A 21,390-nucleotide genomic window follows, 5' to 3' on the forward strand; every position below is an offset into this window, starting at 1 on the left:
GGCGGCTTGCCCGCCCTCAGTATTCCCTTAGGCCAGCGCGTTCTTCGTCGTTTTCAGGAGAATATTCGTCTCGGTCACCGTGATGCCGTCGATCAGGCGGATGCGGTGCAGGGTCTCGTCGAAGGTGCCGAGATCGCGATCTTCCAGTTCCGCGATGAAGTCCCAGCGACCATTGGTCGAGTGAAGCGCGCGGACCTGCGGCAGGCCGCGCAGTTGCGCGCTAACACGGTCAGCCATCTTGCCGTGCACCTCGATCATCACGATGGCACGCACGCCACTGCCGGCCAGTTCCGCGCCGGTCTTGATGGTAAAGGCGGCAATGGTGCCGGAGGAGACCAGCCGCTCGATACGGGCGGAGATAGTGGCACGCGAGGCGCCGGTCATGACCGCTAGTGAGGAGACGGGGGTGCGGGCATTGTGACGGAGTGCACTGATCAGCGCATGGTCGAGATCGTCAAGGCTTACCATTTTGTCATCCGGTGCTACGCAAAATGTATAAATCGTCCGACTATTTGTCAGTTTTTCCTCTTTTTGCCAACAGCGCGAACGGCAATAATCGTGCAAAACCGGGCAAACCGGCTCTCACGCACCCGCGGGGAAATCATGGCTGAAAATGAAAAACATATCGCGCTGATCGGCGCGCCTCTTGAGGAAGGCTCCGGCCGCCGCGGTGCGGCGATGGGCCCGACGGCACTGCGCATTGCAGGCGTCGATACGACGCTGGCGGATCTCGGACATACGGTGACGGACGAGGGCGACCTGCGACCGGTGCCGGCCCGCGATCTTGCCAACCACCCGAAGGCCAACAACCTTCAGGTCGTCGCCGCCTTCACGCGTGCGCTCGATACGGCCGTCTATGACGCGGCCCGCAGCGGCAAATTCCCGCTTATCCTTGGCGGCGATCATGCGCTGTCGATGGGGTCCGTATCGGGCATGGCGCGCCATGCCGCCGATCTGGGCCGTCCACTGTTCGTGCTCTGGCTCGATGCCCATGCCGACTTCAATTCGCCGGCGACGTCGCCTTCGGGCAATATGCACGGCATGCCGGTCGCCTTCTTCTGCGGCGAGGCCGAGTTCACGCCGATCCTCGAAGCCGGCCGCCCGTTGGTCGATCCGAAGAACGTCTTCCAGGTCGGCATCCGTTCGGTCGATGCCCGCGAGCGCGAGGAAATCGCCGAGCACGGCGTCAATGTCTATGATATGCGCGCGGTCGACGAGATCGGCATGGCGCATATCATGCATGACATCATCGCCCGTATAAAAGCGGAGAACGGCCTGCTGCATGTCAGCCTCGACGTTGACTTCCTCGATCCGGAACTGGCGCCGGGCGTCGGCACGACGGTGCCGGGGGGCGCAACCTTCCGCGAGGCGCATCTCATCATGGAGATGCTCTGCGACAGCGGTCTCGTCTCTTCACTTGACCTGGTCGAACTGAACCCCTTCCTCGACGATCGCGGCAAGAGCGCGCGCATTCTCGTCGAACTCACAGCCAGCCTTTTCGGGCGCCGCATTCTCGACCGGCCGACCCGCAGCGCCTGAAACAACCGGAGGACCCCATGACGCCGTCGACTGCCAGCCTGATCGAAACCGAGTACCGCCTCGGCGCCCATAACTACAAGCCGCTCGACGTCGTCCTGTCGCGGGGGGAGGGCGTTCATGTCTGGGACATCGACGGCAACCGCTATCTCGACTGCCTCTCGGCCTATTCGGCGGTCAATCAGGGCCACTGTCACCCCAAGATTCTGGCCGCGATGATCGACCAGGCGCAGAAGCTGACGCTCACCTCGCGCGCCTTCCGCAACGATCAGCTCGCGCATTTCTATGAGGAAATCGCAGCACTCACCGGTTCGCACAAGGTGCTGCCGATGAATTCCGGCGCGGAAGCGGTCGAGACGGCCGTCAAGGCCGTGCGCAAATGGGGCTATGAGGTCAAGGGCGTGCCGGAAGGCCAAGCCGAGATCATCGTCTGCTCGAACAATTTCCATGGCCGCACCATGGGCATCGTTGGCTTTTCGACGGATCCGGATGCGCGCGTTGGCTTCGGCCCCTTCGCGCCGGGCTTCCGCCATGTACCCTTTGGCGATCTTGAAGCCTTCCGCGCGGCGATCAACGAAAACACGGTCGCCTTCCTGATCGAGCCGATTCAGGGCGAGGCCGGCGTGCTGATCCCGCCGACGGGTTACTTCACGGGTGTTCGCGAGCTCTGCACCAAACACGGAATCACGCTGATCCTCGACGAGATCCAGACCGGCCTTGGCCGCACGGGCAAGCTGCTGGCCGAGGAGCATGAAGGCATCGAGGCGGATGTAACGCTGGTCGGCAAGGCTCTGTCAGGCGGTTTCTATCCCGTCTCGGCCGTGCTTTCGAACAGCGAGGTGCTGGGCGTGCTGAAGCCCGGCCAGCATGGCTCGACCTTCGGCGGCAATCCGCTGGCCTGTGCCATCGCCCGCGCCGCGCTGAAGGTACTGGTCGAAGAAGACATGATCGGCAATTCGCAGCGCATGGGAGACCGCTTCCAGGCGGGCCTCAAAGGCATCCGTTCCAACATCATCAAGGAAGTGCGCGGCCGTGGCCTGATGCTCGCCGTCGAGCTCGACCCGGCCGCCGGCGGTGCACGCAAATATTGCGAGGCGCTGAAGGAGCGCGGTATCCTCGCCAAGGATACGCATGGCGACACGATCCGCATCGCCCCGCCGCTGGTCATTACCGGCGATCAGGTGGATTGGGCGCTGGAACAGTTCGAAGCGGTCCTGCGCACCTGACAGGGTGCGATGGTTCTGAAACATCAAGGTCTCGCAACGATGCGAGGCCTTTTTTATGACCGGATGCCGCAAAGCTTTCGATGTTTGAAAGATTTTAACCAGGACGTGCATAGGATCAAACCACGACGCAGACCAACCTGGAAAGATCCCGATGACCTCCATCACTACCGCCACCTTTGCCGGCGACACGCTCGAAATCATCGCATTCCGTCTGCATGAGCAGGAATTCTGCGTGAAGACGACGACGATCCGCGAAATTCGCGGCTGGGCGCCCTCCACGCCGATCCCGCATTCGCCGCCGGATGTTATCGGCGTGATGAACCTGCGCGGCACGGTCATTCCGATCATCGACCTTGCGCATAAGCTCGGTATGAAGAGCACGGAAGCCAATGAACGCAGCGCCATTGTGGTGGCCGAAGTGCACAGCATGGTCGTCGGCCTCGTCGTCGACCGCGTGTCCGACATCCTCACCATCCGCAGCGAGCAGATCCAGCCGGTGCCGGAAGTGACGACCTCCTTCGACAAGGCCTATGCCGAAGGCATCATCGCCCACGAAAACGGCATGATCTGCTTCCTGAACCTCGCGCGCATGTTCAAGGAGCGCGACATGGACGATATGGCGGCTTAAGCGCTCATCCCATCTGTTTAGAATCACAAGCCGCCGTGCCCGCGCACGGCGGTTTTTTGTTCTCTACCTTTGAATACAACCACTGAGAGATTTCGCGAGTGGTCTGCTAAAGGTCTTCCTGACGTAACGTAAGCAACATCAAACTATATGCTATTGTAAGCTATTGTTATATAAGAGAACTTAAAATTCGCCTTTTGATTTTCATCAATTGTTAAAGCTGTCGTTCCATCTTTGATTGTAGTCAGGCAATCCGGCGACGAAGCGATGTCCTCCTGCGCAGATTGAGAATAACGATTTGATTCCGTGGGCTGCGCCGCAGTTCATGCGACATGAGCAACAGACCGATCGCCACGCGGGCAATCACCATTGAAACCGTGGCCGACGTATAAGGAAACAGGTCATGCTTTCATTTGCGAAATCCATGGATGCAGGCCATATCATCGATGCGCTCTCGCGCTCGCAGGCCGTGATCCAGTTTGATCTCAACGGCAATATCCTCACCGCCAATGAAAACTTCTGTAAAGCGCTCGGCTACGATCTGAAGGAGATCGTTGGGAAACATCACCGCATCTTCTGCGAGGCCGCCTATACGGCGAGCGACGAATACCGCCAGTTCTGGGCACGGCTTGGACGTGGCGAGTACGATTCGTCGAGCTACAAGCGTCTGCGCAAGGATGGCAAGGAGATTTGGATCCAGGCGAGCTACAATCCAGTCTTCCGCGGCGGCAAGCCCTATAAGGTTGTCAAGTTCGCGAGCGATATTACCGATGTGAAGATGCGGGCGACGGAAGATGCCGCCAAGCTCGACGCTATCTCCCGCTCGCAGGCGGTCATCGAATTCACGCCGACGGGCGAGATTCTCACGGCCAACGAGAATTTCTGCGCGGGGCTCGGCTACGATCTCTCGGAAATCCGCGGCAAGCACCATCGTATGTTCTGCGATCCCGCCTATGTGCAGACGCAGGAATATGCGGATTTCTGGAGGAATCTCGCCGACGGGCAGTTTATCTCCAATGAATTCGTGCGCTACGGCAAGGGTGGCAAGGAAATCTGGATCCAGGCCGCCTATAATCCGATCCGCGATTTCAACGGCCGCGTCTACAAGGTCGTGAAATTCGCGACCGACGTCACCGAGCGCATGTCGGCCATCAATGCACTCGGAGGTGCGCTAAAGGCGCTTGCTGAAGGGGATTTGACGCAGAACCTCAAGACGGCTTTCGTGCCGTCCATGGAAGTGGTGCGCAAGGACTTCAACGAAGCCGTTGCCGGCCTGCACGAGGCGATGCGTACGGTTGAAGCCAATGCGAATGCGATCGCGTCGGGTGCACAGGAAATCCGCTCGGCGGCGGATGATCTCGCCAAGCGCACCGAGCAGCAGGCCGCCTCCGTCGAAGAGACGGCTGCTGCACTCGATGAGATCACCACGACGGTCGGCGATTCCAGCCGCCGTGCCGACGAAGCGGGCTCGCTGGTTGCCAAGACACGGGCGGGCGCGGAGAAATCCGGTATCGTCGTCAAGAAGGCGATTGATGCCATGGGGCAGATCGAGCAGTCGTCGCGTGAAATCTCCAACATCATCGGCGTCATTGACGATATCGCCTTCCAGACCAACCTTCTGGCCCTGAATGCTGGCGTGGAAGCGGCACGGGCCGGCGAAGCCGGTAAGGGTTTTGCGGTTGTCGCACAGGAGGTGCGTGAACTGGCTCAGCGCTCTGCCAGCGCGGCGAAGGACATCAAGGCTTTAATCACCACCTCGGGCGAGCAGGTGAAGAGCGGCGTGGCGCTTGTCGACGAGACGGGCCGTGCGCTTGAGGAAATCCTGACGCAGGTGCACGAAGTGCACACGAACGTTGCGGCGATCGTCGAAGCCTCTCGCGAGCAATCGACCGGCCTTCGCGAGATCAACACCGCCGTCAATTCGATGGACCAGGCCACGCAGCAGAATGCGGCGATGGTCGAGGAGAGCACGGCGGCGAGCCATGCCATGGCGCGCGAAGCTGATGCATTGCACGCCCTTATCCGCCGTTTCCGGCTTGCCGGAAACGGAGCGTTGGGCGGGCAGGGGACGACCCGCGCTCCACGGGGCGTCTCCTCTGCGCCGACTGCACAGCTTCATGCCGTCGCCCGCACCATGCGGTCGTCCGGCAATGCCGCGGTGGCGGCGGAGGGCTGGGAAGAGTTCTGATCTACGATCCTGAAATGCAAAACGGCCGGCATTATTGCCGGCCGTTTTGTATGATGCGGAGACGACGTCAAGCGGAGACTGTTGCGGCCGGGGGCACTTCGGCCGGCTTAGGGCGATGAATGAGCGGCGCCGCCTTCAACACGAGGCTGTCGAGGCCTTCGCCACCGTGATTGTCGACGATGTCGAAGAGCTGGCGGCGCATCCTCGGTTCCCAGAACTTGTTGATATGGGTGGCAACACCGCCGGGCCCTTCGCTGGCCGGCTGCGAATGGAAGAAGGTGGCGATCTGGTTTGCCATCCGGATGATCTTGTTGCCTTCGGACATGCTCGTCTCCTAACCGTTGCCAAGGCGCCGCGCGGCGCCGGGCACGATGCGTTCCGCACCGGTGAAAATCTCGAAATCCTCGCCGCGCACCAGCGCGATCAGCGTCATGCCGGCTTCTTCCGCCGTTCGGATGGCGAGCGCTGTCGGTGCCGATATGGCGATAATGAAGGGGCTGCCTGTTATCGCCGTCTTCTGCACCATTTCGACGGAGACGCGGCTTGTGACGACGACCGCGCCGGCACGACCCGCGTGACCCGTTCGCCTCGCGGCACCGACGAGCTTGTCGAGCGCATTGTGCCGGCCGACATCTTCACGCACCGCGACGAGGCCTCGACCCGGCACGTAGAAACCCGCGCCATGCACGGCACGCGTCACCATATGCAGCGGCTGCTGGCCGTTGAGAAGCCGTATGGCTTCGACGACCTCGTCCTCGCAAAGCGTAAGTGAAGACGAACGTACGGAGGGTGTGACGCGCACGGCCTGCTCGATCGATTCGATGCCGCACAGGCCGCAGCCGACAGGACCCGCCATGTGGCGGCGGCGGGCGGTCAGCGCGTCGTTCTGCGCGTCAGCAAGGCGGATCTGCAGGTCGATGCCCTTGTCCTCGGCTAAAACCTCGATGGCCTCGATCTCGGCGAGATCGGTGATGATCCCCTCCGTGAGGCTGAAGCCTGTGGCGAAATCCTCGAGATCGGCGGGTGTCGCCATCATCACGGCATGGGTCGAGCCGGCATAGGAGAAGGCAACGGGGGTTTCCTCCGGAACGAAGCGTTCGCCGTCGGCGAGCCGCCCGTTGCGGCGGGCCGTCTCGGTGACTTTGCTGTGGGTCGGGAAATCCAGCACGCGCGTTCCTATTCCGCTGCCTCCAGCTTGCCTTTGATGCGGCGGGACTGACGCGACAGTTCGTCATATTCGACCTGCCAGTCGGACGGACCGTTCGACGGCGAGATCTGCACCGCCGTCACCTTATACTCCGGACAATTGGTCGCCCAGTCGGAGAAATCGGTGGTGATGACATTGGCCTGCGTCATCGGGTGGTGGAAGGTGGTATAGACGACACCGGGCGAGACGCGGTCGGTGACGAGCGCACGCAGCGTCGTCTCGCCGGCGCGGCTCGCCAGCCGTACCCAGTCGCCATCGCGGATGCCGCGGTTTTCCGCATCGTGCGGATGCATTTCGAGCCGGTCTTCCTCGTGCCAGAGCACGTTGTCGGTGCGCCGCGTCTGGGCGCCGACATTGTACTGGCTCAGGATACGGCCGGTGGTGAGCAGCAGCGGGAAGCGTGGGCCGGTCTTTTCGTCGGTCGCGACATATTCCGTGCGGATGAACTTCCCCCTGCCGCGCACGAAGCCGTCCGTATGCATGATCGGCGAGCCGAGCGGATGTTTCTCGTTGCAGGGCCACTGCACGGAGCCCACCTTGTCGAGGTAGTCGTAGGAGACCAGCGCGAAGCTCGGCGTCGTCGCTGCGATCTCGTCCATGATCTCGGCAGGGTGGCTGTAGTTCCAGCCCAGCCCCATGGCCTGGGCAAGGTTCTGAGTCACCTCCCAGTCGGCATAGCCGTTCTTCGGCGTCATGACGCGGCGCACGCGGTTGATGCGGCGCTCGGCATTGGTGAAGGTGCCGTCCTTTTCCAGGAAGGTCGAGCCCGGCAGGAAGACATGGGCGTAGTTGGCGGTTTCGTTCAAGAACAGGTCCTGCACCACGACGCATTCCATCGCGGCAAGGCCGGCGGAGACGTGTTTGGTATCGGGATCGGACTGGAGGATGTCCTCGCCCTGGATATAGATGCCCTTGAACGTACCCTCGACGGCGGCGTCCAGCATGTTGGGGATGCGCAGGCCCGGCTCGTCGTTGAGCGTCACGCCCCAGAGCTTCTCGAAGATCTCGCGCGTCGAATCGTCCGAGATGTGGCGGTAGCCCGGCAGTTCGTGCGGGAAGGAGCCCATATCACACGAGCCCTGCACGTTGTTCTGGCCGCGCAGCGGGTTCACGCCCACACCCTCGCGGCCGATATTGCCGGTCGCCATGGCGAGGTTGGCGATAGCCATGACGGTCGTCGAGCCCTGGCTGTGCTCCGTGACGCCGAGGCCGTAGTAGATCGAGCCGTTGCCGCCGGTGGCGAAGAGGCGGGCGGCGGCGCGCAGCATTTCGGCCGGTACGCCGGTCAGCGCTTCGGTTTCCTCGGGGCTGTGGCGCGGCTCGGCGACGAAGGCGGCCCAGTCCTCGAATTCCGACCAGTCGCAGCGCTCGCGGATGAATTTCTCGTCGTAGAGGCCTTCCGTAACGATGACATGGGCAAGGGCCGTGACGACAGCGACATTGGTGCCGGGACGCAGCGGCAGGTGATAGGACGCCTGGACATGCGGCGAGGAGACGAGGTCGATGCGGCGCGGATCGATGACGATCAGCTTGGCGCCCTGACGCAGGCGCTTCTTAAGGCGCGAGGCGAAGACCGGATGGCCGTCCGTCGGGTTCGCGCCGATGACGATGACCACGTCGGTGTGCTCGACAGAATCGAAATTCTGCGTGCCGGCCGAGGTGCCGAAGGTCTGGCCGAGACCGTAGCCCGTCGGCGAATGACAGACGCGGGCGCAGGTATCGACGTTATTGTTGCCGAAGCCGGCGCGGATCAGTTTCTGCACGAGGTAGGTCTCCTCGTTCGTGCAGCGCGACGAGGTGATGCCGCCGATGGAGTCACGGCCGTATTGGTACTGGATGCGGCGGAATTCGGCAGCCGTATGGGCATAGGCCTCCTCCCAGGTCACTTCGCGCCAGGGGTCGGTGATCTTCTCGCGGATCATCGGATTGAGGATGCGGTCACGGTGGGTCGAGTAGCCATAGGCGAAACGGCCTTTGACGCAGGAGTGGCCACGATTGGCCTGACCATCCTTCCACGGCACCATGCGCACCAGTTCCTCGCCGCGCATTTCCGCCTTGAACGAGCAGCCGACGCCGCAATAGGCGCAAGTGGTAACGACCGAATGCTCCGGCTGGCCGATCTCGATGACCGACTTCTCCGTCAGCGTCGCCGTCGGGCAGGCCTGCACGCAGGCGCCGCAGGAGACGCATTCGGATTCGAGGAAATGTTCGTGCATGCCGGGCGAGACGCGGCTGTCGAAGCCACGGCCCTCGATCGTCAGCGCGAAGGTGCCCTGCACTTCTTCGCAGGCGCGCACGCAGCGCGAACAGACGATGCATTTCGACGGGTCATAGGTGAAGTAGGGGTTCGATTCGTCCTTCGGCATCCAGCGGGCATTGGTCTCGCCGTTGCTGCGCGCCTTGACGTGGTTGTCGCCCTCGTAGCCGTAGCGTACGTCGCGCAGACCGACGGCACCCGCCATGTCCTGCAATTCGCAGTCGCCGTTCGCCGCGCAGGTCAGACAGTCGAGCGGGTGGTCGGAAATGTAGAGCTCCATCACGCCCTTGCGGATGCTCTTCAGCCGGCTCGTCTGGGTATGGACGACGAGGCCGGGGGCGACAGGTGTGGTGCAGGAGGCGGGCGTGCCGTTGCGACCTTCGATCTCGACGAGACAGAGGCGGCAGGAGCCGAAGGCATCGACCATGTCGGTGGCGCAGAGCTTCGGCACCTTAATGCCGGCCTCCATGGAGGCGCGCATGATGGAGGTGCCCTCGGGAACGGTGATCTCGTTCCCGTCGATGGTGAGCGTCACCATCTTTTCCGAGCGGGCGGCGGGCGTGCCGAAGTCGATTTCAGGAACGAGGGACATGGGAACCTCCGGATCGTCTCGCGCCGCGTTTCAGCGGCGACTTGGGTTCAATTCTTACGATTTCGTCTCGGCGAGCGTCGCCGCGACGAGGGCATTGGCGTGGCCATGGCCGAGGCCGTGCGTTTCCTTGAGGAAGGCGACGATCTGCATATGCGCCTTGCCATCCTGCGCGCGAACGATGGCTTTCCAATGCTCGATCGGCTGGCCGTATTTCTTCTCGATGGAGGGGAAATAGGAGGCCGGGCCTTTGACCTTTTCCGTCTCGCTCATTCCGCAGCCTCCACCATCGGCGCCGGAGAGAAATCTTCCGGGAAGTGAGTCATGGCGCTCATGACCGGGTAGGGCGTGAAGCCGCCGAGCGCGCAGAGCGAGCCGAACTTCATGGTGTTGCAGAGATCGGCGAGCAGCTCGCGGTTCTTCTCCGGCTCGATACCCTGGGCAATCTTGTCGGCGGTCTCGACGCCACGCGTCGAGCCGATGCGACAGGGCGTGCACTTGCCGCAGCTTTCGACGGCGCAGAATTCCATTGCGAAGCGCGCCTGCTTGAGCATGTCGACCGTGTCGTCGAAGACGGTGATGCCGGCATGGCCGATCAGGCCGTCCTTCGCCGCGAAGGCCTCATAGTCGAAGGGCGTGTCGAACAGCGCGCGCGGGAAATAGGCGCCGAGCGGGCCGCCGACCTGCACGGCGCGGACTGGACGGCCGGAGGCCGTGCCGCCGCCGATCTCATTGACGATCTCGCCGAGCGTCAGGCCGAAAGCGGTCTCATAGAGGCCGCCCTGTTTGACATTACCGGCGATCTGGATCGGGATCGTGCCGCGCGAGCGGCCCATGCCGAAGTCCCGGTAATAGGCGGCACCCTTGTCCATGATGATGGGCACGGAGGCGAGCGAGATGACGTTGTTGACGACCGTCGGGCGGCCGAGAAAACCCTGAAGTGCCGGCAGCGGCGGCTTGGCGCGTACGATGCCGCGCTTGCCTTCCAGGCTGTTGAGGAGAGCCGTCTCCTCGCCGCAGACATAGGCGCCTGCGCCGACGCGGATTTCCATGTCGAAGGCTTTGCCCGAGCCCAGTACCGAGGGGCCGAGCACGCCGGCGGCGCGGGCGACGGCGACGGCCTCGTTCATCACGGCGATGGCGTGCGGATATTCCGAGCGGGTATAGACATAGCCCTTGGTGGCACCGGTCGCGAGGCCGGCAATCGCCATGCCCTCGATCAGCACGAAGGGATCGCCTTCCATGATCATGCGGTCGGCGAAGGTGCCGCTGTCGCCCTCGTCGGCATTGCAGACGATGTATTTCTGCGCGCCGGGTGCATCGTGCACGGTCTTCCACTTGATGCCGGTCGGGAAGCCTGCGCCCCCGCGGCCGCGCAGCCCGCTGTCGGTGACCTCCTTCACCACGTCGAGCGGGGCCATGGCGATCGCCTTTTCCAGGCCCTTCAGGCCGCCATGCGCCTTGTAGTCTTCCAGCGATACGGGATCGATCACGCCGCAGCGGGCGAAGGTGAGGCGGGTCTGGTTTTTCAGGAACGGAATCTCTTCCGTCCCGCCAAGACAGAGCGGGTGAGCCTTGCCCTCAAGCAGGCCGGCATCGATGAGGCCCGCGACATCGGACGGTTTCACCGGGCCATAGGCGATGCGGCCCTCGGCGGTCTCGACCTCGACCAGCGGCTCCAGCCAGTGCATGCCGCGCGAGCCGTTGCGCACGATGACGATGTCGAGCTTGCGGGAATGCGCTTCTGCCGAGAGCGCCTTGGCGACGCGGTCGGCGCCAAGGGCGAGGGCTGCGGCATCACGGGGAACGTAGAGGCGAACGGTCATGAGCGGGCCTCCGCAATGAGGTCTTTCGCAAGGTCGGCGTCGATGCGTCCATGCACCTCGCCGTCGAACATCGCGGCGGGTGCGCAGGAACAGAGCCCGAGACAGTAGATGGGCTCGAGCGTCACGGCACCATCCAGCGTGGTCTGGTGGAAATCGATGCCGAGCAGCGCCTTGATGCTCTCGGCGACCGCGTCCCCGCCCATCGACTGACAGGCCTCGGCGCGACAGAGTTTCAGCACGTGGCGGCCGGTCGGGTGGTCGCGGAAATCGTGATAGAAGGTGACGACGCCGTGCACCTCGGCGCGTGACAGGTTCAGTTCGCGCGCGATGACCGGCAGGCTTTCCTGTGGCACATAGCCGAACTCGGCCTGGATTTCATGCAGAATGGGAAGAAGCGGCCCTTCGAGCCCCTTCAGTTCGCTGACGATTGCCAGCGTTCTGGCGCCGACATCGCTGCCGGTAACGTGCACATTCATGGCCAGGCCTCCCAACCGACACGAATGAACCACGGGCAGAATAAGGGTTCCGTCGCGCCGATGCTATTGAAATTCTTCGGCGAAGACCGGAACCCTGTCGATCCCCGCGGACAATCCCGATAGCTTCTCAGCCGGGAGGCGGCGGGTCAATAAAGGAAAGCCGTTGACTGATAGGAAATTCCTATCAGTTCATTCCCTTCTCGGCCAGCACGCGCGCTTCGTGCAGCAGGGCGGAGACGAGCGGCGTGAAGGGCTCGCGATGGGTGGCGACGAGGCCGACCGTGTGGTGCGGTTCGGGATCGGTCAGCGAAACTATACTAATCTCCTCAGGAAATCCAAAGGATTTTGCGACATTGCGCGGCATGATACTCGACCAGCGTCCGGTGCGGACATGGGAGAACAGCACGATCATCGAATTGGCTTCGAGCGATGGCTCGACGGTGACACCGGCCTCAGCGAAGTGGCGGTTGATGATGCGGCGGTTCTGCATGTCGGCGGTCAATAGGCAAAGCCTAACGCTGCCGGCCTCCTGCCAGGTCACGGTTTCGCGATCCGAGAAGGTGTTGCCCTTAGCGGTGATCAGGCAATAATGCTCGTGCAGCAGCGGCACGCTGGTGACGCGGCCGAGCGGTTCGTTTTCGAGATAGGTCAGGCCGGCATCGATCTCGAGGTTTTCGAGCAGGCCGAGGATTTTGATCGAGGTCGTCGAGACGATCGAGAAGGTGACGTCGGGGTGCTTTTCCTGGAAGGGCGCGGTGATGCGCGGCACCATGGCGAGCGTCGTCGGGATGGCGGCGAGGCGGATATGGCCGGACAGGCCTTTTCGCGCCGCCCGCATTTCTTCGCGCATGGTGCGGGTGTCGCCGACGATGCGGCGCGCCCATTCCAGCACGCGCTGGCCTTCCGGCGTCAGGCCCTGGAAGCGCGAGCCGCGCACGACGAGCATCACGCCGAGCTGGTCTTCCAGCTGGCGGATCGCCGCCGACAGCGTCGGCTGCGAAATGCCGAGCTCCTCCGCCGCACGGGCAAAATGCCGCTCGCGGGCGAGCGCGATGAAATATTCGAGCTTGTCTATCATGTCAGAAGCGCGCCTCCGCCCTCTTGATACAAAAGAACAGTGGCGGCACCAATGGGCTCCGCCCTATATCTGGTGCAACGCAGCGAAAACGAGGAGGACGAGGATGACGTTTCAGGCACTCTTGGTAGAGAAGGCCGCCGATGGCGCGGTGACGGCATCGATCCAGACGCTCGACGACGCGCGGCTTCCCGATGGCGATGTCACCGTCGCGGTGGAATATTCGACGCTGAACTACAAGGACGGGCTGTGCATCAACGGCAAGGGCGGTCTGGTGCGGGCCTTCCCGCATGTACCGGGCGTCGATTTCGCCGGCACGGTGGAGGCCTCCGACGACCCGCGCTACCGGCCGGGCGACCGGGTGGTGTTGACCGGCTGGCGTGTCGGCGAGGTCTGGTGGGGCGGTTATGCGACCCGCGCCAAAGTGAAGGCCGATTGGCTGGTGCCGCTGCCGGAGGAACTGTCGACCCGGCAGGCCATGGCGATCGGCACGGCGGGGCTCACCTCGATGATGTCCGTCATCGCGCTGGAAAAGGCCGGGCTGTCGCCGTTGAAGGGCGAGGTTCTGGTGACGGGAGCGGCTGGCGGCGTCGGCTCGGTGGCCGTGGCGCTTCTGGCGCGGCTCGGTTACTCGGTCGCGGCCGTCACGGGGCGGCCGGAGACGGCGGATTATCTCAAGGAACTGGGCGCGGAAACCATCATCGACCGTGCTGACCTAGCCGAACCGAACAGCAAGCCGCTCGAATCCGAGCGCTGGGCGGGGGCGGTAGATGCCGTCGGCGGCGAGATGCTGGCGCGGGTGCTCAAACAGATGAAATATGATGGCGCGGTCGCCTCTGTTGGGCTTGCGGCGGGTGCCGTCGTGCCGTCCTTCACGGTCATTCCGTTCCTGCTGCGCGGCGTCAGCCTGCTTGGCATCGATTCGGTCAACCGCCCCTACGATCAGCGCGTGGATGCCTGGAACCGCATTGCCGCCGACTTGCCGATGGACAAGCTGGAGGCCATGGTCGTCGAACACCGGCTGTCCGATCTGCCTGACCTTGCCAACCAGATCCTGGAGGGCAAGGTGAAGGGACGCGTGGTCGTCGACGTGAACGCCTGATGGATCTGGCGGCGGCAGTCAGCAGATGAGCTGGCCGCCGTTCACCTCGAGCACCTGGCCGGTGATGTATCCGGAGAGCGCGTTGGAGGCGAGGAAGAGATAGGCGGGGGCGCAGTCCTCCGCCGTGCCGAGCCGTTGCAGCGGGATCGTCTTGCGCGTCGCTTCCAGCTTTTCGGCAGACGAGTAGCGCTCGTGGAAATCCGTGGTGATGGTGCCGGGTGATACGCAGTTGACGCGGATACCGTCGGGCGCAAGTTCGCGGGCAAGGCCCTTCGAATAGGTCGAGACGAAGGCTTTCGTCGCCGAATAGATCGCCGAGCCGGGGCTACCGCCTGTTAGTGCCGAGATCGACACCGTGTTGACGATGGCCGCGTGCGGCGCGCGGCGCAGCGACCGCAGCAGGGCGCGTGTGACTTCGACAACGGAGGTCTGATTGAGACGTACGACGGTTTCATACTGCTCGTCCGTGAGGTCGGCAGCCGGGAAGCGGCCGACCATGGTGCCGGCATTGTTCACGAGCACGTCTACATGCGGGAAGAGGCTGTCCACGCGCTGAAGGATCGCGCCGATGCCGCCTTCCTCCAGAAAATCCGCATAGACGATATGGGCGCGCGCCTCCGCGACGGCGGTCTCCAGGAATTCCGGCAGAGGCCCCGCCGGGGCGCGGCCGCCATGCAGCAGTACATGGGCGCCGCAATCCAGAAACTGCCGGGCGATCTCCAGGCCGATACCGCGGCCGGCGCCCGTGACGACGACATTCGCGCCCTTGAACAAGGCTGGATGAAACATGGTCTGTCCTCCCGGTCACCTGCGATCGGCGCAGTATCACAAAAAGTGGCGCACACTCCAAGAAGGCAGGATCGATCAATTGATGTGCTTTCGTTTTTGCATATGATGAAAAAAAACGAAAGCAGTGGGAGGTCCTATGTTTCTGACGGGTCGGCAGGCGGAGATCGTGGATCTCGCCAAAACCGGGGGGCGTGTGCTCGTGGAAGATCTGGCGGCACGCTTCTCCGTGACGCCGCAGACCATTCGCAAGGATCTGAACGACCTCTGCGACAACAAGGTTTTGACGCGCATCCACGGCGGCGCGCTCTTCCCGAGCGGCAACGAGAATGTCAAATACGAGGCGCGCCGCTCCATCGCGGCCCCCGAAAAACAGGCGATCGGCCGTGCCGCCGCCGCCGTGATCCCGGACAATTCATCGCTCTTCATCAATATCGGCACGACGACGGAGGCTGTCGGCGAGGCGCTGCTCGACCACAAGGAATTGATGGTCATCACCAATAACATCAATGTCGCCAACCGCTTGCGTGTCTATCCCTCGATCGAGGTGGTGATCGCCGGCGGTGTGGTGCGCGGCGCGGATGGCGGCATTGTCGGTGAGGCGGCCGTCGACTTCATCCGCCAGTTCAAGGTGGATTACGCGGTTATTGGTGTTTCGGCCATCGATGAGGACGGTGCGCTGCTCGATTTCGACTATCGCGAGGTGAAGGTGGCGCAGGCGATCATTGCGAATGCCCGCCATGTCATCCTGGTTTCGGATTCGACGAAATTCGAAAGGACCGCGCCGGTGCGCATCGGCCACCTCTCGCAGGTCCATACGTTCATCACCGACAGCTGTCCTTTCGAGGGCATCCGGGCCATTTGCCAGGACCATGACGTGCGCCTTGTGGAGACCGCTTCACAGGCCTGACACAACGACGTGCTATTTCTTCTCGCATTCGTTTGACATTCGAAATGTTTTCGTTTTAACTCCACTTGCTTTCGCAACTGCGCGCATATTGTGCAATGCGAAATGGGAGGGGAACTTGGACGGCAACGGCATCCGCGATATTTTTGTCATCGGTGGCGGCATCAACGGCTGCGGCATCGCGCGCGACGCTGCGGGGCGCGGCTATTCGGTCGTGCTTGCCGAAATGAAAGACTTCGCCTCCGGCACGTCTTCGGCCTCCACCAAACTCATTCACGGTGGCCTGCGTTACCTCGAACATTACGAATTCCGCCTCGTGCGCGAGGCGCTGATGGAGCGCGAAGTGCTCTGGGCGATGGCGCCGCATGTCATCTGGCCGATGCGTTTCGTGCTGCCCTTCCAGAAGGGCGGGCCGCGCCCGGCCTGGCTCATCCGCCTCGGCCTGTTCCTCTATGACTATATCGGCGGCCGCAAGCTCCTGCCGGCGACCAGCACGGTGGACCTTGCCAAGGATCCGGCCGGTGGGCCGCTGAAGAAGCTGTTCCGCAAGGCCTTCGAATATTCCGACGGTTGGGTGGACGACGCGCGCCTCGTCGTGCTGAACGCCCGCGACGCCGCCGACCGTGGCGCGGATATCCGCACCGGCACGAAGGTCGTTGCTGCGCGCCGCGAGAACGGTCACTGGAATGTCGAGACGGAGAATGTCGAGACCGGGACCCGCGAGACGGTGCGCGCCCGCATGCTGGTCAATGCCGCTGGTCCTTGGATCGACAAGGTTCTGTCCTCCGCCTTCGGCCGTAACGACGTGCACAATGTCCGCCTCGTGCAGGGCAGCCATATCGTCGTGAAGAAAAAGTTCTCCGATCCGCGCGCCTATTTCTTCCAGAACCCGGACGGGCGCATCATGTTCGCCATTCCCTACCAGGAAGAGTTTACGCTGATCGGCACGACCGACCGCGATTATCAGGGCGACCCCCGCGATGTCCGCATCAGTGACGAGGAAATCGGTTACCTTTGTGCCTCGGCCAGCGAATATTTCGCAGAGCCGGTGACGCGCGACGACATCGTCTGGACCTATTCCGGCGTGCGCCCGCTTTTCGACGACGGCGCCAGCAAGGCGCAGGAAGCGACACGCGACTATGTCCTGAAGGTCGAGGGCGGCGATGGCCAGGCGCCGCTGCTCAACATCTTCGGCGGCAAGCTCACCACCTACCGGCGTCTTGCCGAATCCGCGCTGGAGAAGATTTCGGAATCGATCGGCGCGAAGGGCAACCGCTGGACCGCGCAGTCCCGCCTGCCCGGCGGCGATTTCAAGGTCGACGGTTTCAACGCGGAAGTGAAGGCGCTTTCGGCGCGCTTCCCCTTCCTGGTCCCGGCTCATGCCCGCCGGCTCGTGCGCCTCTACGGCACCCGCGCGGCGGCCCTTTTGGAGGGCGCGAAGAGTGCGGCGGATCTCGGGCAGCATTTCGGCAGCGATCTCTACGAGCGCGAAGTGCGCTGGCTGATGCAGGAAGAATGGGCCCGGCACGCCGAAGACGTGCTGTGGCGGCGGACCAAACGAGGATTGCACCTTACGGCCGCGCAAGCGGCGGCACTCGAAGACTACATGGCGGCCGCACAGGCGGCGCCCCACTAGCACACCCTGATCCGGTGGCTGGGAGGAACGACGGAGATAGGAATGCTTGAACTTAGAAACATCGCGAAGGTGGCGGGGGCGGAAACGCATATCCACCCGAGCAATCTCGTGCTCGAGCGGGGCTCGCTCAACGTGCTGCTCGGCCCGACGCTGTCCGGAAAAACCTCGCTGATGCGGCTGATGGCCGGCCTCGACAAGCCGACTTCAGGTTCCGTCTGGTTCGACGGCAAGGATGTAACCGGCGTGCGCGTGCAGGACCGCGGCGTCGCCATGGTCTACCAGCAGTTCATCAACTATCCGGCGCTGACCGTCTACGAGAACATCGCCTCGCCGATGCGCATCAAGGGGGCCGATACGGCCACCATCGACCGCGAAGTGCGCAAGGCGGCCGATCTCCTGAAGCTCACGCCCTATCTCGACCGCACGCCGCTCAACCTGTCGGGTGGCCAGCAACAGCGTACGGCGCTCGCCCGCGCCATCGTCAAGAATGCCAGCCTCGTGCTGCTCGACGAGCCGCTTGCCAACCTCGACTACAAGCTGCGCGAGGAACTGCGCCTCGAATTGCCGAAGATCTTTGCCGCGTCCGGCGCGATCTTCGTCTATGCGACGACGGAACCGTCCGAGGCGCTGCTGCTCGGCGGCAACACGGCGGCGCTGTCGGAAGGGCGCATCACGCAGTTCGGCCGCACCATCGACGTCTATCGCCGTCCGAACGATTTGCTGACCGCCCGCACCTTCGCCGATCCGCCGCTCAACACGATGCAGGTCGCCAAGAAGGGCGGCCAGTTCGAGGTCGGCGGCAAGCCGGTCCTGCCGGTGCCGGCGCATCTGGCCGGCGTGCCGGATGGTCCCTGCACCATCGCCTTCCATCCGCACCATCTCTCGCTGGCCAGCCAGACGGCGGCCTCGGCCGGCCTTCAGGCCCGCACGGCGATTTCGGAGATCGCGGGTTCGGAAAGCTTCATCCATATCGAATTCGAGGGCAGCCGCTGGGTCATGCTCTCGCCTGGCATCCACGACATCGAGCCGGATGCGGTGATCACCGTCCACGTCGACACGCGCCATCTGATGGCCTTCGGTACGGACGGCAGGGCGATCGCCGAGCCGGCCGTCGCGGCGGCCTGAGGAGGAGACCATGGCACGCATCAATCTCGATCACATCCGCCACGCCTACGGCGCCAAGCCGAAGTCGGAAGCGGACTATTCGCTGAAGGAAGTCCACCACGAATGGAACGACGGCGGCGCCTATGCGCTGCTTGGCCCTTCGGGTTGCGGCAAGACCACGCTGCTCAACATCATCTCGGGCCTGCTGCAGCCGTCCGAGGGGCGCATCCTGTTCGACGGCAAGGACGTCACGTATCTGTCGACGCAGCAGCGCAACATCGCGCAGGTCTTCCAGTTCCCGGTCATCTACGACACGATGACGGTTTACGATAATTTGGCCTTCCCGCTGCGCAACCGCGGCGTCGCCGAGCCGGACGTCGACCGCCGCGTGCGCGACATCCTTGAGATGATCGATCTCGCCGGCTGGGCGAAGAAGACGGCGCGGGGCCTCACCGCCGACCAGAAGCAGAAGATCTCGCTTGGCCGCGGCCTCGTGCGCAACGACGTCAACGCCATCCTGTTCGACGAACCGCTGACCGTCATCGACCCGCATATGAAATGGGTGCTGCGTTCGCAGTTGAAGAAGCTGCACCGCCAGTTCGGTTTCACCATGGTCTATGTCACGCACGACCAGACCGAGGCGCTCACCTTCGCCGACAAGGTCGTCGTCATGTATGACGGCCAGATCGTGCAGATCGGCACACCGGCCGAACTTTTCGAAAAGCCGAAGCACACCTTCGTCGGCTATTTCATCGGCTCGCCCGGCATGAACGTGCTGCCGGCCGCCATCGACGGCAGCAGCATCAAGGTTGGCGAGCAGACGCTCACGCTCGATTACAAGCCGCAGATCGCCGCCGGCGCCAAGACCGAACTCGGCATCCGCCCGGAATTCATCTCGCTGTCGCGCGAAGGCATGCCTGTCTCGATCAGCAAGGTGGAGGACATCGGCCGCCAGAAGATCGTGCGCGCCGAATTCGCCGGCAAGCCGATCGCCATCGTCGTGCCGGAGGATGGCGAGATCCCGGCCGATCCGCGCATCACCTTCGATCCCGCCGCCATCAACATCTACGCCGATAGCTGGCGTGTCGGCAGGGAGGGCTGACGATGAACAAGACCTGGAACAATAAGGCCTGGTTCATGGTCCTGCCCGTGCTGCTGCTCGTCGCCTTCTCGGCGGTGATCCCGCTGATGACGGTGGTGAACTATTCGGTGCAGGACACGTTCGGCAACAACGCGTTCTTCTGGAACGGCGTCGGCTGGTTCTCGGACGTGCTCGAATCCGACCGCTTCTGGGAAGCGCTCGGCCGCAATCTGCTGTTCTCCGGCATCATCCTCGCCATCGAGATTCCGCTCGGCATCCTGATCGCGCTCAACATGCCCAAAAAGGGCCTGGGCGTACCGGTCTGCCTCGTTTTGATGGCGCTGCCGCTGCTCATCCCGTGGAACGTCGTCGGCACGATCTGGCAGGTCTTCGGCCGCGTCGATATCGGTCTGCTCGGCCGCGTGCTCGATGGTCTCGGCTTCGACTACAACTACGTCAACGACGTCTTCGATGCCTGGGCGACGCTCATCGTCATGGACGTCTGGCACTGGACAAGCCTTGTCGTGCTGCTCTGCTATGCCGGCCTCGTCTCGATCCCGGAGGCCTACTATCAGGCCGCCAAGATCGACGGCGCCTCGCGCTGGGCCGTCTTCCGCTACATCCAGCTGCCGAAGATGAAGCGCGTGCTGCTCATCGCCTTCTTGCTGCGCTTCATGGACAGCTTCATGATCTATACCGAACCCTTCGTCGTCACCGGCGGCGGTCCGGGCAACTCGACCACGTTCCTTTCGATCGACCTCGTCAAGATGGCGATCGGCCAGTTCGACCTTGGCCCGGCCGCGGCCATGTCCATCATCTACTTCCTGATCATCCTGCTGTTCTCGTGGATCTTCTACACGGTCATGACCAGCAGCGACGAACAGGCGTGAGGGAGGAGACCATGAGCTCGATTTCTATGACCTCACAGGCAAACGCCGCAAACACGCTTCCCACCCGCGCCCCTTCCAAGCGCGACCTGTCCTGGATCGTGCCGACGCTCTACATCGTCTTCCTGATGCTGCCGATCTACTGGCTCGTCAACATGAGCTTCAAGACCAACGAGGAGATCATCGGCACCTTCTCGCTCTGGCCGCAGTCGCCGACGCTGAAGAACTATGCCGTCATCTTCACCGATCCGGCCTGGTATTCCGGCTATATCAACTCGATCATCTATGTGGCGCTGAACACGCTGATCTCGGTTTCCGTGGCGCTGCCGGCGGCCTATGCCTTCTCGCGCTACCGGTTCCTCGGCGACAAGCACCTGTTCTTCTGGCTGCTCACCAACCGCATGGCGCCGCCGGCCGTCTTCGTGCTGCCGTTCTTCCAGCTCTATTCGGCCTTCGGCATGATCGACACGCATATCGCGGTCGCCATCGCGCACTGCCTGTTCAACGTGCCGCTCGCCGTCTGGATCCTGGAAGGTTTCATGTCGGGCGTGCCGAAGGAGATCGACGAGACCGCCTATATCGACGGCTACTCGTTCCCCAAATTTTTCGGCCGCATCTTCGTGCCGCTGATCGCGTCCGGCATCGGTGTCGCCGCCTTCTTCTGCTTCATGTTCTCCTGGGTCGAGCTTCTGATCGCCCGCACGCTGACGACGACGGATGCCAAGCCGATCGCCGCCACGATGACGCGCACGGTCTCGGCTTCCGGTCTCGACTGGGGCGTGCTGGCCGCAGCCGGCGTGCTGACCATCATTCCCGGCGCGCTCGTGATCTATTTCGTCCGCAATTACATCGCCAAGGGCTTTGCCCTTGGCCGGGTCTAAG

The 21,390-nt window shown here is 63.0% G+C and carries 20 protein-coding genes; 11 read left to right on the top strand and 9 right to left on the bottom strand.

Annotated elements, in window-relative coordinates; genetic code table 11:
* Positions 1 to 27: 27 nt before the first annotated feature.
* A complete protein-coding gene (locus D0Y60_RS21185; protein ID WP_117371938.1) occupies positions 28 to 468 on the bottom strand; it encodes an Lrp/AsnC family transcriptional regulator in 441 nt (146 codons plus the stop codon).
* A gap of 135 nt (positions 469 to 603) precedes the next feature.
* Here D0Y60_RS21185 and rocF point away from each other — a divergent pair, with 135 nt between their 5' ends.
* From rocF to D0Y60_RS21205, 4 genes are all read left to right on the top strand, one after another.
* Positions 604 to 1,539, top strand: coding sequence for an arginase (gene rocF, locus D0Y60_RS21190; protein ID WP_117371939.1), 936 nt, complete (start codon positions 604 to 606; stop codon positions 1,537 to 1,539).
* Positions 1,540 to 1,556: 17 nt separating this feature from the next.
* Positions 1,557 to 2,762 (top strand): ornithine--oxo-acid transaminase, encoded by a 1,206-nt coding sequence (gene rocD, locus D0Y60_RS21195; RefSeq protein ID WP_117371940.1) that lies wholly within the window; start codon positions 1,557 to 1,559, stop codon positions 2,760 to 2,762.
* A 151-nt stretch (positions 2,763 to 2,913) separates the two neighbouring features.
* The gene (locus D0Y60_RS21200) at positions 2,914 to 3,390 is read left to right on the top strand and encodes a chemotaxis protein CheW (protein WP_117371941.1); all 477 of its coding nucleotides are present in this window, start codon (positions 2,914 to 2,916) and stop codon (positions 3,388 to 3,390) included.
* 400 nt (positions 3,391 to 3,790) lie between these two features.
* Positions 3,791 to 5,575 carry a PAS domain-containing methyl-accepting chemotaxis protein gene (locus D0Y60_RS21205; protein WP_117371942.1) on the top strand — a complete coding sequence of 595 codons (1,785 nt, stop codon included), beginning with the start codon at positions 3,791 to 3,793 and terminating at the stop codon, positions 5,573 to 5,575.
* A gap of 67 nt (positions 5,576 to 5,642) precedes the next feature.
* Here D0Y60_RS21205 and D0Y60_RS21210 read toward each other — a convergent pair whose 3' ends face one another.
* The 7 genes from D0Y60_RS21210 to D0Y60_RS21240 all read right to left on the bottom strand — a co-directional run bounded on the left by D0Y60_RS21210 (position 5,643) and on the right by D0Y60_RS21240 (position 13,008).
* The gene (locus D0Y60_RS21210; protein ID WP_117371943.1) at positions 5,643 to 5,900 is read right to left on the bottom strand and encodes a formate dehydrogenase subunit delta; all 258 of its coding nucleotides are present in this window, start codon (positions 5,898 to 5,900) and stop codon (positions 5,643 to 5,645) included.
* A 9-nt stretch (positions 5,901 to 5,909) separates the two neighbouring features.
* Positions 5,910 to 6,743 (bottom strand): formate dehydrogenase accessory sulfurtransferase FdhD, encoded by an 834-nt coding sequence (fdhD, locus tag D0Y60_RS21215; RefSeq protein ID WP_199564243.1) that lies wholly within the window; start codon positions 6,741 to 6,743, stop codon positions 5,910 to 5,912.
* An 8-nt stretch (positions 6,744 to 6,751) separates the two neighbouring features.
* The gene (gene fdhF, locus D0Y60_RS21220; RefSeq protein ID WP_117371945.1) at positions 6,752 to 9,631 is read right to left on the bottom strand and encodes a formate dehydrogenase subunit alpha; all 2,880 of its coding nucleotides are present in this window, start codon (positions 9,629 to 9,631) and stop codon (positions 6,752 to 6,754) included.
* A gap of 54 nt (positions 9,632 to 9,685) precedes the next feature.
* The gene (locus D0Y60_RS21225) at positions 9,686 to 9,901 is read right to left on the bottom strand and encodes a DUF4287 domain-containing protein (RefSeq protein WP_117371946.1); all 216 of its coding nucleotides are present in this window, start codon (positions 9,899 to 9,901) and stop codon (positions 9,686 to 9,688) included.
* Positions 9,898 to 11,454, bottom strand: coding sequence for an NADH-quinone oxidoreductase subunit NuoF (locus tag D0Y60_RS21230; protein WP_117371947.1), 1,557 nt, complete (start codon positions 11,452 to 11,454; stop codon positions 9,898 to 9,900). Before D0Y60_RS21230 ends, D0Y60_RS21225 begins: the two co-directional genes overlap by 4 nt.
* Complete coding sequence (locus D0Y60_RS21235) at positions 11,451 to 11,930, bottom strand: formate dehydrogenase subunit gamma (RefSeq protein ID WP_117371948.1); 480 nt, start codon at positions 11,928 to 11,930, stop codon at positions 11,451 to 11,453. The genes D0Y60_RS21230 and D0Y60_RS21235 overlap by 4 nt, the downstream gene beginning before the upstream one ends.
* 184 nt (positions 11,931 to 12,114) lie before the next feature.
* Positions 12,115 to 13,008: a LysR family transcriptional regulator gene (locus D0Y60_RS21240; protein WP_117371949.1), complete on the bottom strand. Its 894-nt coding sequence runs from the start codon at positions 13,006 to 13,008 to the stop codon at positions 12,115 to 12,117.
* 103 nt (positions 13,009 to 13,111) lie between these two features.
* Between D0Y60_RS21240 and D0Y60_RS21245 the strand changes: the two genes are divergently transcribed.
* Positions 13,112 to 14,107, top strand: a complete 996-nt coding sequence (locus tag D0Y60_RS21245) for an MDR family oxidoreductase (RefSeq protein WP_117371950.1) — start codon at positions 13,112 to 13,114, stop codon at positions 14,105 to 14,107.
* Positions 14,108 to 14,125: 18 nt separating this feature from the next.
* On the opposite strand, the gene D0Y60_RS21250 is transcribed toward D0Y60_RS21245, so the two are convergent.
* A complete protein-coding gene (locus D0Y60_RS21250; RefSeq protein WP_117371951.1) occupies positions 14,126 to 14,896 on the bottom strand; it encodes an SDR family oxidoreductase in 771 nt (256 codons plus the stop codon).
* Between the two features lie 136 nt (positions 14,897 to 15,032).
* Between D0Y60_RS21250 and D0Y60_RS21255 the strand changes: the two genes are divergently transcribed.
* The 6 genes from D0Y60_RS21255 (at position 15,033) to D0Y60_RS21280 (ending at position 21,389) form a co-directional block, all read left to right on the top strand.
* The gene (locus tag D0Y60_RS21255) at positions 15,033 to 15,803 is read left to right on the top strand and encodes a DeoR/GlpR family DNA-binding transcription regulator (protein ID WP_117371952.1); all 771 of its coding nucleotides are present in this window, start codon (positions 15,033 to 15,035) and stop codon (positions 15,801 to 15,803) included.
* A 115-nt stretch (positions 15,804 to 15,918) separates the two neighbouring features.
* Positions 15,919 to 17,436 carry a glycerol-3-phosphate dehydrogenase gene (gene glpD, locus D0Y60_RS21260; protein WP_245409260.1) on the top strand — a complete coding sequence of 506 codons (1,518 nt, stop codon included), beginning with the start codon at positions 15,919 to 15,921 and terminating at the stop codon, positions 17,434 to 17,436.
* A gap of 42 nt (positions 17,437 to 17,478) precedes the next feature.
* Positions 17,479 to 18,561 carry an ABC transporter ATP-binding protein gene (locus D0Y60_RS21265; RefSeq protein WP_117371954.1) on the top strand — a complete coding sequence of 361 codons (1,083 nt, stop codon included), beginning with the start codon at positions 17,479 to 17,481 and terminating at the stop codon, positions 18,559 to 18,561.
* 10 nt (positions 18,562 to 18,571) lie between these two features.
* Complete coding sequence (locus D0Y60_RS21270; RefSeq protein WP_117371955.1) at positions 18,572 to 19,642, top strand: ABC transporter ATP-binding protein; 1,071 nt, start codon at positions 18,572 to 18,574, stop codon at positions 19,640 to 19,642.
* Positions 19,643 to 19,644: 2 nt separating this feature from the next.
* Positions 19,645 to 20,511: a sugar ABC transporter permease gene (locus D0Y60_RS21275; RefSeq protein ID WP_117371956.1), complete on the top strand. Its 867-nt coding sequence runs from the start codon at positions 19,645 to 19,647 to the stop codon at positions 20,509 to 20,511.
* A gap of 26 nt (positions 20,512 to 20,537) precedes the next feature.
* Entirely contained in the window at positions 20,538 to 21,389 is an 852-nt protein-coding gene (locus D0Y60_RS21280) for a carbohydrate ABC transporter permease (RefSeq protein ID WP_117371969.1), read from the top strand.
* Position 21,390: the final 1 nt, after the last annotated feature.

Source organism: Shinella sp. WSJ-2 (assembly GCF_003432075.1).
GTDB lineage: Bacteria > Pseudomonadota > Alphaproteobacteria > Rhizobiales > Rhizobiaceae > Shinella.